General features: G+C 72.5%; 6 protein-coding genes. 1 reads left to right on the top strand and 5 read right to left on the bottom strand.

Going from position 1 to position 10,019, the window contains the following annotated elements; genetic code table 11:
- Window positions 1-24: 24 nt before the first annotated feature.
- The 3 genes from ACFWBT_RS21655 to ACFWBT_RS21645 all read right to left on the bottom strand — a co-directional run bounded on the left by ACFWBT_RS21655 (window position 25) and on the right by ACFWBT_RS21645 (window position 6,331).
- Window positions 25-4,023, bottom strand: a complete 3,999-nt coding sequence (locus ACFWBT_RS21655; RefSeq protein ID WP_385702713.1) for a ribonuclease E/G — start codon at window positions 4,021-4,023, stop codon at window positions 25-27.
- A gap of 262 nt (window positions 4,024-4,285) precedes the next feature.
- Window positions 4,286-5,074 carry a TIGR03936 family radical SAM-associated protein gene (locus ACFWBT_RS21650; protein ID WP_385702711.1) on the bottom strand — a complete coding sequence of 263 codons (789 nt, stop codon included), beginning with the start codon at window positions 5,072-5,074 and terminating at the stop codon, window positions 4,286-4,288.
- Window positions 5,075-5,122: 48 nt separating this feature from the next.
- Window positions 5,123-6,331 carry a hypothetical protein gene (locus tag ACFWBT_RS21645; protein WP_385702709.1) on the bottom strand — a complete coding sequence of 403 codons (1,209 nt, stop codon included), beginning with the start codon at window positions 6,329-6,331 and terminating at the stop codon, window positions 5,123-5,125.
- 255 nt (window positions 6,332-6,586) lie between these two features.
- Between ACFWBT_RS21645 and ACFWBT_RS21640 the strand changes: the two genes are divergently transcribed.
- The gene (locus tag ACFWBT_RS21640) at window positions 6,587-7,525 is read left to right on the top strand and encodes a hypothetical protein (RefSeq protein WP_385702706.1); all 939 of its coding nucleotides are present in this window, start codon (window positions 6,587-6,589) and stop codon (window positions 7,523-7,525) included.
- A 130-nt stretch (window positions 7,526-7,655) separates the two neighbouring features.
- Here ACFWBT_RS21640 and ACFWBT_RS21635 read toward each other — a convergent pair whose 3' ends face one another.
- Window positions 7,656-8,135, bottom strand: coding sequence for a barstar family protein (locus ACFWBT_RS21635; RefSeq protein ID WP_385702704.1), 480 nt, complete (start codon window positions 8,133-8,135; stop codon window positions 7,656-7,658).
- Window positions 8,136-8,632: 497 nt separating this feature from the next.
- Window positions 8,633-9,973 carry a hypothetical protein gene (locus tag ACFWBT_RS21630; protein WP_385702701.1) on the bottom strand — a complete coding sequence of 447 codons (1,341 nt, stop codon included), beginning with the start codon at window positions 9,971-9,973 and terminating at the stop codon, window positions 8,633-8,635.
- Between the last annotated feature and the right edge of the window lie 46 nt (window positions 9,974-10,019).

Raw genomic sequence — 10,019 nt, 5'->3', positions numbered from 1 at the left:
GGGCCCGGGACGTCGGGTGGAGACTCAGTCCTCGTCGGTGGACGCCGTGACGGAGGAGAGCGTCTGCTCCGCCGCCACGGTCTTCTTCGCCGTGGACTTGGCGGCCGCCTTCTTCGCGGTCACCTTCTTGGCCGTGGTCTTCTTGGCGACCGTCTTCTTGGCCGCCACCGTCTTCTTCACGGCGGCCTTCTTCGCGGTCGCCTTCTTGGCCGTCTTGCGCGCGGCCGCCTTCTTGGCGGCCGGGGCCTCGGCGTCGGCCTCGGCGGCCTCCGGCTCGGCAGGCTCGGCGACCGGCTCCGCGGCGGCCGACGGGACGACCGTGACGGCCGCCTCCGCGGACGCGGTGGGCGCGGTGGCCTTGCGCACGGCACGACGGCGCGGACGGGCCGGCGCGGCGCTCTCGGGCGTCGGTTCGGCCTCGGGGGCGGTCTGCGCGGCGGCCTCGGCGACGGGCGCCGGAGCGGGCTCCGTGACCGTCACCGTCACCACGGCCTCCTCCGCCGCCTTGGGCGAACCGGCGGGCGCCGACACCTTCCGGGTCGCACGACGACGCGTACGGCCCCGGGGAGCGGCCTCGTCCTCGGCCACGGCGGCCGGAGCCGCCTCGGCCGGAGCCTCGACCACCGGCTGCTCGACGGCCGGAGCCTCGACCACCGGGTCCTCGACCGCGACCGGCTCGGCCTCGGCGGCCTCACGGGACCTGGCCGCGGCCCGCTCGGCCCGCTCCTCGCGCCTGCTCCGCGGAGCGCGCTCCTCCGCCTTCGGCGCACCCGCCGGAGCGGACGCGCGCCGGGTGGCCCGGCGCCGCGAACGGCCACGGGTGGCCGCGGCCTCCGCCTCGGCGGCGCTGCCGTAGAACTCCTCGTCCGGCTGGAACTCGGTGTCGACGAGCGCGACGGGCGCTGCGACCTCGGCGGCCACCTCGGCCTCGGTCTCGACCGTCTCCGGCTCATCGGCCGACTCGTGCGTGAGCTCGTGCTCGTGGTCGTGGACGTGCTCGGCACCGCCACGGCCGCGCTTCTTGCGCTTGCCGCCGCCACCGATGGACGTCGGCTGCTCCATGTGCACGATGACGCCGCGGCCGTTGCAGTGGACGCAGGTCTCGGAGAAGGACTCCAGCAGGCCCTGGCCCACCCGCTTGCGGGTCATCTGCACGAGGCCCAGCGAGGTGACCTCGGCGACCTGGTGCTTCGTACGGTCACGTCCCAGGCATTCGAGCAGGCGCCGCAGCACCAGGTCCCGGTTGGACTCCAGGACCATGTCGATGAAGTCGATGACGACGATGCCGCCCAGGTCGCGCAGCCGCAGCTGGCGCACGATCTCCTCGGCCGCCTCCAGGTTGTTCCTGGTGACGGTCTCCTCGAGGTTGCCGCCCTGGCCGGTGAACTTTCCGGTGTTGACGTCGACCACGATCATGGCCTCGGTCTTGTCGATCACCAGCGAACCGCCGCTGGGCAGCCAGACCTTGCGGTCCAGCGCCTTCATCAGCTGCTCGTCGATCCGGTACGTGGCGAAGACGTCGACCTCGGAGGTCCACTTCGACAGCCGGTCGGTCAGGTCGGGCGCCACGTGCGAGACGTAGCCGTGGATGGTCTCCCACGCCTCGTCGCCGCTGACGATGACCTTGGAGAAGTCCTCGTTGAAGATGTCGCGGACGACACGGACGGTCATGTCCGGCTCGCCGTAGAGAAGGGTCGGGGCGTTACCGCTCTTCGCCTTCTTCTCGATGTCCTCCCACTGCGCCTGCAGACGCTCGACGTCGCGGCGCAGCTCGTCCTCGCTCGCGCCTTCGGCGGCGGTGCGCACGATGACGCCCGCGTCCTCGGGAACGATCTTCTTGAGGATGGTCTTCAGACGCGCGCGCTCGGTGTCTGGCAGCTTGCGGCTGATGCCGGTCATCGAGCCCTCGGGGACGTACACGAGGTAGCGGCCCGGCAGGGAGACCTGGCTGGTCAGACGCGCGCCCTTGTGGCCGATCGGGTCCTTGGTGACCTGCACGAGGACCGACTGGCCGGACTTGAGGGCGGACTCGATGCGGCGCGGCCCGTTGGCCATGCCGAGCGCCTCGAAGTTGACCTCACCGGCGTAGAGGACCGCGTTGCGGCCCTTGCCGATGTCGATGAACGCGGCCTCCATGGACGGCAGCACGTTCTGGACCTTGCCCAGGTAGACGTTGCCGACGTACGAGGTCGCCTGCTCCTTGTTGACGTAGTGCTCGACGAGCACGTTGTCCTCGAGGACGCCGATCTGGGTGCGCTCGCCGCTCTGGCGGACGACCATCACGCGCTCGACGGCCTCGCGGCGGGCCAGGAACTCGGCCTCCGTGATGATCGGAACACGGCGACGGCCCTGCTCGCGGCCCTCACGACGGCGCTGCTTCTTCGCCTCCAGACGGGTCGAGCCCTTGATGGACTGCACCTCGTCCGAGGGGTGCTCTTCCTTCTTGGCACGCGGTTCGCGGACCTTGACGACGGTGCGCTCGGGGTCGTTCTCGCTGGGCTCGGCGTCACCACCGGAGTCACCGGCACGACGACGACGGCGACGACGGCGACGAGAGCTGCTGGAGCCGCCCGACTCCTCGCGCTCGTCGGCCTCCTCGGCGTCCTCCTCGACCTGCTCGGCGGTGTCCTCGACGTCCTGCGCGGCCTGCTCGGCGGCGTACTCGTCCTCGCCGGCCTCGCTGTCCGAATCGGCGGACTCGCCGCGCCGGCGACGACGGCCACCACGACGGCGACGGCGACGGGAGCCCGCGGACTCCTCCTCGCCCTCGTCACCCTCGACGGCGTCCTCGGCCTCCTCGGCCTCCTCGGCCTCCTCGGCCTCCTCGGCCTCTTCGGCGTCCTCGGCGGACTCCTCGGGCTCCTGCGGCTCCTCGGCGGCCACGGTCACCGGCTCGTCCTCGACGCCCCGGCGACGGCGGCGGCGACGGCCACCGGTCGGCTCCTCGACGACCTCGACCGGCTCGGGGGCCTCAACCACCTCGGCGGCTTCCTCGGCGGCCTCGGCCGCGGCAGCGGCGGCGGCCCGCTCGGGCGTCTGGAACATCGGCTCGGTGAACACCGGCGCCTGGAACACGGCGACGGCCGGACGTCCGGGGCGCCGCGAGGACTCCTCGGACCTCTTCGGCGCGGGCGCCGAGAAACCGACGGCGGCCTTGCGGGTGGCACGGCGGCGGCCACGGCGCGGGGCGCCCTCCTCGGCCTCCGGCTGCGCGGCCTCCGGCCGCACGGCCTCCTCGGGCTGGTTCTCGCTGGTCACGGGCGCCTCCACACGCTCGTCGGCGGCGTCGCCCTCGGGCGCGCCGGCGGGCGCGGAGGCGCGCCGGGTGGCACGACGACGGGTGGCGCGGCGGGGGGCGGCCTCTTCGGCGGCGGGCTCGGCGACGGGCGCCTCGGCCTCGGCTTCGGCCTCCGCGGTGGCGGGGGCGGTCACCGGCTCGGCGGGGGTCGTCACGACCTCGGCCGCCTCGGCGGTACCGGGCGTACCGGTGGGCGCGGTGACACGGCGGGTGGCGCGACGGCGGGTACGGCCGGCGGGCGCGGTCTCCTCGACGGCGGCCGGGGCCTCCTCGGCGGGCCTGCCCTCGGGCTCGGCGACCGTGGCTGCGGGCACGACCGTCTCGGCGATCTCGGCGGTCTCGGCAGCCGCGGGCTTACCGGCGGGGGCGGAGACACGGCGGGTGGCACGGCGACGCGTACGGCGCGGTGCGGCGTCGTCGGTGGTGACCTCGGCCGCGGCCGTCTCGACAGCCTCTTCGGCCTCGACAGCCTCTTCGGCCTCGTCCGGCTCTTCGGCCTCGGCATTCACGGAGGTCGGGGCCTGCGCGGAGGCTTCCTCCGCCCGGAGGTCGGCGGATGCCACGGCCGGTATGGCCGGCGCGGTGGTCTCGGCCGCGGCCTCGGAGGCGGCGGTCGGCGGACCGGCGGGGCGCGACGCCGCACGGCGGCGGCGCCGCGGCGGCAGGGTGTCGCTGGGAGTGTTGTTGGTTTCGGAACCCTCGGTGGGTTCGGTCGGCTCGAGCATGCGGGTGGATCTCCCGTCAGGCTCCCGGGGCGCCGCGCCTGGTCCGGCAGTACCGGTGACGTCCGCGGCTCGCGCGATGCGCGGTGCCGCCGTCCGGGGCGCGGGCGCCGCACGGGAGCTCTCTGTGTCCTGTCTCACCGGTTCCGTACGCCATGTGTGCGTACGGCCTGGCGAAAGTCTTCTGGTCGGTGCGCTGCCCGACCCAGGTGGCTCCCGGATACGAGGGCGGCGTTACGACATCCGTCCTTACGCGGAACCTTCCTTACGCCGACGCCTTCGCGGCGGCAGTTTCGGCGGCCCCTGTGCGATCGGCTGGGGCGGCTGTGACTGCCTCGCGGTCGGGCGCGAGCGGGTCGGTCACCGTGCCGGTCTCTTCATCGAACAGCCCCTGCGCCAGCCTGGTCACCGCAGCGGCGACCGGCGGCGCCAGGTCGGCCACGGCGCGAAGACCGGACAGGACGTCGTCGGGTCGAACGGCAGGCGTCACGTGCCGAACAACCAGCCGCAGTATCGCACAGGGCTGGTCGGTCGGCCTATCAGCCTGTGGACTGTGCGTCTCGGGGATCGTCTCGAGGCTCGCCACGGCACCGCGGGCATCGAACGTCCGCATGCCGTTCTTGGTCTTGCGGCTGACCTCGACGGTCTCGGCCGTGTTGAAGGCCTCCACCGCGCGCTCCGCCTCCGCCGGGTCCACGCCGTCGAGGCGCAGCTCCCACACGGAAGCGGTGAGCCGGTCGGCGAGACCCGAGACGCTGGCCTCGACCGCCTCGATGATGTCGAGCCCGAGGGGCATCGACTCGTCGAGGAGTTCGCGCAGCTTCTCTGGGTCGCGCTTCGCGGTGAGCGCGATCTCCAGGTACTCCGCCTCGCTGCCGGTGCCGGTGGGTGCGGCATTGGCGTACGACACCTTCGGATGCGGCGTGAACCCCGCCGAGTACGCCATCGGTACGGCGGCACGGCGCAGGGCACGCTCGAAAGCGCGCTGGAAGTCACGGTGGCTGGTGAACCGGAGGCGGCCGCGCTTGGTGTAGCGCAGTCGGATGCGCTGCACCGCGGGTGCGGGCGGCGGGCCTTCGGGCTGTCGCTTGCCCAGTGTCGTTCAGTCCTTCGTGAGTGCGGTCGTACTGCTACCTAGAGTACGTGTGTCGGCGGCCGGTGGTTCCCGCCGGGCGACCGGCCGCGGTTCCCGGGGAGTCCCGAAGACCATCCGCCGGAAATCGACCCGGGCCTGCCGGGCAACGTCCCGGGCGGCGGCCAGGGCCTGCCGGGTCGCCCGCCCGACGCTGCGCGCCGCCTCGGCCGCGGGCTCCAGCACCAGGTCGCGTACGGCGTGCCCGACCGGCGTCAGCACGGTCCGGTAGGCCCAGCGCACGGGTTCCACGAACGTCCACCGGAACAGGCGTGCGAAGAACCGTCCGACGGCGAGCGAGATGTGCCCGGCGATCCGCCAGGCGTGCCCGAGCGCCTCCCCGACCTCTCCGGCGACGACGGCGAGGGCCCGCCCGACCGGCACGAGCACCCAGCGCCACACCGCGAGCGCGGGCAGCACGAGCAGGACGCGCGCCGTCCAGTAGAGCGCGGCACCGACGCCGATGAAGATCATCCGTACGATCCACACGAACCCCTCGGCCAGCAGGGCGATCACCCTGCCGATGGGCGTGAGGACCCAGGTGTACAGCCACAGCGCCGGGACGACGAGCAGGTACCGCGCCAGCCAGGCCACGACGGCGTACACCCCGGCCCCGATGGCCGCGAGGACCAGCCCGATGCCCGTGAGCAGCCAGGTGACGGATCGCCCGACGGGCGTGAGCAACCGCACGTAGACCCAGTCGAGAACGGTCAGGAGACCGCCGCCGATCCAGACGACCACGGCCGCGACAGCCGAGAACAGCAGGGCGAACCCGGTGCCGATCCCCCGGGCCGCCCAGACGATCGCGTGGCCGAGCGGGGTCAGGACCGCGCGGTAGAACCACACCGCGGGCACGACGAGCAGCACCCGCCCCAGCCAGGCCAGCGCCCGGCCCACCGGCAGGGCGACGTACCTCCACAGCGCCACCCAGGGCCGGACGAACAGCGCCCGTGCCAGCCACCCGAGCGCCCGCCCCAGCGGCCGCAGCAGGGTGTCCCGGAGGAACTTCCCGCCGACGACGAGCGCGTCCCACACCATCCGCACCGGCACGACAAGAACGAGCACGACGATCCGCACCGGGATGCGGATCGCGACGGCAAGACACCCCTCGGCCGGCTCGCCGGGTCGCCGGGTCGCACGGCAGGCGGCTTCTCCAGATCCATATCTGCGTAGACGCACCGGCCACCTCGATGGATGCGCCACATCGGCACCCATTGATACGTCCATGCCGTGATGTCGGCTTGGTACGTCCATGAAATGAATCGCTGGCCTCACCAGCGGTGCATTACCTCACCAGGTCGCCCTAATTGGGCTGATTTGATGATAAATAGGGCGCGTTTCGAGGAGGTTGGACGATCTGCCCGGCATCGCCGGGTGAAGCTCGCGATCGGCTTCGAGGAATTCCCCACCGATCGATTCAAGGAGCACCCGCGCATGAATCCTGAGTCCAGGACCACGCCTCCGCTGGGCCCGCCGGCCCGCGACCGGTTCAAGAGAGCCAGTGTGGTGGCCTCACTGGCGCTGGTGATGGCGTCGGGAGTGGTCGGCCCCTCGACGGCGACGGCAGGCAGCGTGGCCGATCGCGCGACGCCGGCCCCGTACGGCGGCGACAAGTGCAGGCCCGGCCCGCACCACAAGCACCGGGCCCTCCCGGACGAGCGGCCCGACGGAAGGCATTGGTGCGAGGGCCCGACCGGCCCGCGAGGCCCGAGGGGCGCCACCGGGGCGACGGGAGCAGTGGGCCCGACGGGACACACCGGGCGCACCGGGCCTGCCGGGCCCGCCGGGCGCACCGGGCCCGCCGGGCACACCGGGCGCACCGGGGCGACGGGAGCGGTGGGTCCCACGGGGCACACCGGTGCGACCGGGCCCCAGGGCGCGCGGGGTGCCACGGGGGCACCTGGCCTCCTGGGAGCCACCGGCCCCCAGGGTCAGACCGGCGCGACAGGCGCTACGGGCCCGTGCTCGGGCATCGACGCCGCGCAGGAATCGCCGGACTTCGAGGTCCGTGTCGTCCTGAGCGGCGGAAAAACCTTCGCGGGCATCCGTGACCAGCGGACCGGCGAGACGCAGCACTTCCTGTGGACCAACCTCAGCACCCACCCGGACTATCCGTCCGGCGGCGCGGCAGGTCTGCCCTGCGGCGTCGCGGTCAACGCGCACGCCCGGAAGACCACCTTGAACCGCATCAAGTTCGACATCGTGACCACCACGGGTCAGGTCTGGGAGACCAGCTGCGTCGCGTTGACCACCACCCACCCCGCGACCCTGACCTGCGCCGACCGCACGGGCCATCCCAAGCCCTGGCTCCTGGTCGCCCGGCAGCCGGCACTCGACACCGCCAACTTCGACGCCCTCAACGACGGCGCGTGACCGCCGCCTCGCCGCCTCCGGTCCCCCGTACGCCCCGCACCTGAACCGGCCGGACAAGCGCAACGCGGAAGGGGTGCCCGCCAGGTCGGCAACCGACCCTCGGGCACCCCTTCGCGCTGTCCTGCACCGATCAGGCCGTGGTCCAGTCCCCCACGTAGAACAGTTCCAGCTGGCCGTACGGATCGTCGAGGCTCGACAACTCTTCGGCCAGGCTGTTCAGCACCGACACGGACCGCACGAAACCGTGGACGTCCGCGCGGAGGAACGCGTGGGCCTCGGTGAACACGACGGCGATGAGCCACGGACTCCTCTCACCGCGCTGCTGCAGGAGGTCGCGCAGCGCGTCCCAGTTGTCCGCGTACTCCTCCGGCTTGACCAGCGCCCGGCCCAGCGCGGCCTTGAGCTGCCGCTCCTCGCGCACCGTCCCCAGGTCGATCTCCAGTACGGAGAAGCCGGACTGCTTCAGTTCCTCCACCAGCAGGCCGCGCCGGTCCTCACCCACGAGATAGGGATCGAGAGGCAGCCAGGGCAGCCGCTCCTCGACGTCCACCCACGCGTCAAGCATGTCGTCCTCGGTGCTCATCAAGTCCCCCGCACGCAGTCTCGTCATGATCGCCGGATGAGTACACCACACCGTGCCGACAGGGCTCCTGTCGGTTCATCAGGAGGGAACCGCGACGGGGTCCGGGCCCGGACAGATCCTGGCGGTCCGGTCGTCCGGCGCGACGGCGACGCCCTCTCCGTACGACGAAAGCCGCCCACCGGTGCGGCTCGTGGTGGACGGCTCATGCCTGGGCGTTCAGAGATCGGAGTCGGCGGCGGCGACGTAAGCATCCTCGGCCGCTGGACGACACCGGCCGAAGCCGGCGGCGGGATTCGAACCCGCGTCGCTCTCTTGACAGGAGAAGTAGCCGCAACCTGCGCACCTGAACGATGCCCACAGTAGCGCCGGCCGGCGACTCCGGCATCCGACTTACGCGTGCGTGCCTTCGCCGCGAACCCAGCTCGGCATCGACATCGACATCGGCATCGGACTGCGGCCCGCGCGGTGTCGTGGCGTCACCTCGCGTGAAGGCCGCGCCCGTGGACCACCCTGCGGCAGGCTCTTCATGTGCCGTTCCCCGGCCGCGGTGGCGCGGCCTTCTCGGCCTCGGCGGTGGCGCGTCCGGAGGCCGCCAGGAGCGCGAGCAGGGCGAGCAGGGCGAGCAGGATGAGGACGAGCAGCAGGATCGTCAGGACCGTCGGGTGGTTCCAGAGCGCGAAGACCAGGGCCACGATCAGCAGTGCGGCCAGGGCGATCCATCGGCGGTGGGCCTGGATCCAGGTTCCCGTCCGGCCGGTGCGGACCTGATGGTCGTACGCCCATCGAGCAGCGGAGTCCGCCGCGTGCTCGGACGTGCCCCGGACCGCGACCGGCAGTCGCCCGGGCCCGATCAGATAGGCGCCGAGCGCGATGACGACGCCGAGCACGATCGCCGTGCGGAGGCTGACCTTCAGGAAGTGCAGCAGCGTGTCGAAGACGGCAGCCGCGGCGGCCTCCGACTGGACCTGCGGCGGCAGATGGTCCAGGTAGTAGCGGCGGGCGACGACCAGGACGATGGCGATGATCAGGCAGGCGAAGGCCGCGCCGAGAGTCGTACGGATCAGGGCCCGGCGGCGCCGGTGGGCGAGCAGCACCCCGGCGGCGCCGATCAGCACGACGATCACGGGGAACCAGTTCCCGATCACGTCCAGCAGGTGGGCGCCCTTGCGGATCTTCTCCAGCTGGTCCGACTGGAACAGCACCATCTGCTTGTCGACATCGGGGATCTTGGAGGCCGGGGACAGCCCGGCGTCGACGAGCGCCTGCTTGACCTCGTCGACGGCTTGGCCGACGTTCAGGGTGACCGTCCCGCCGCTCACCCCGATGGCTCCGCGGCCCTGCCCGGTCAGCGCGTGGACGACACCGGCGTGGGCCTCCCGGTTGGCGGTCTTCCAGATCTTCTCGAAGCGGTCGCTCCGCACGAAGCGCGTGGCCACCTTCTCCACCGTGCTGTCCACCGCGGAGTCGAGCTGCGGGCCGAGCCCCTTCAGCGCGTCCGCGGCCCGCGGCGGAAGGCCCTGGGACCGGAGCCAGGCGGCGATGTCCGCGGCGGCCTGGTCGCCGTCGACCCGTACGTCGGCGGCATGGGTGATGCGTCTGACCGCCGCGTCCTCGATCGCGGGGTCCGAGGCCAGCGGCGCGACCGTCGCCACGTACCGGTCCGTGTCCAGCGCGATGTCGTGCACCCACACGGTGAGCAGCGCGATCGGTACGAGGATGCAGGTGAGGACGATGAGCACCGCCGAGGCGGTGTTCCTGGCGATCCGCGCAGCCGTCGAACCGCCCTGGTGCCCGCTCGGCGCCGCGTCACCCGCGTTCTTCTCCGGGGCTGCACCGAACTCGGACGGCTCGTGAGGGCTGGTCATGGCTGCTCCGGGGCTCCTGGGCGGCTACCTTCCTCCATTTCCGTCG

The organism is Streptomyces sp. NPDC060027, from assembly GCF_042737005.1.
Taxonomy (GTDB): Bacteria; Actinomycetota; Actinomycetes; order Streptomycetales; family Streptomycetaceae; genus Streptomyces.
This window is presented reverse-complemented; position numbering and strand designations above follow the sequence as displayed.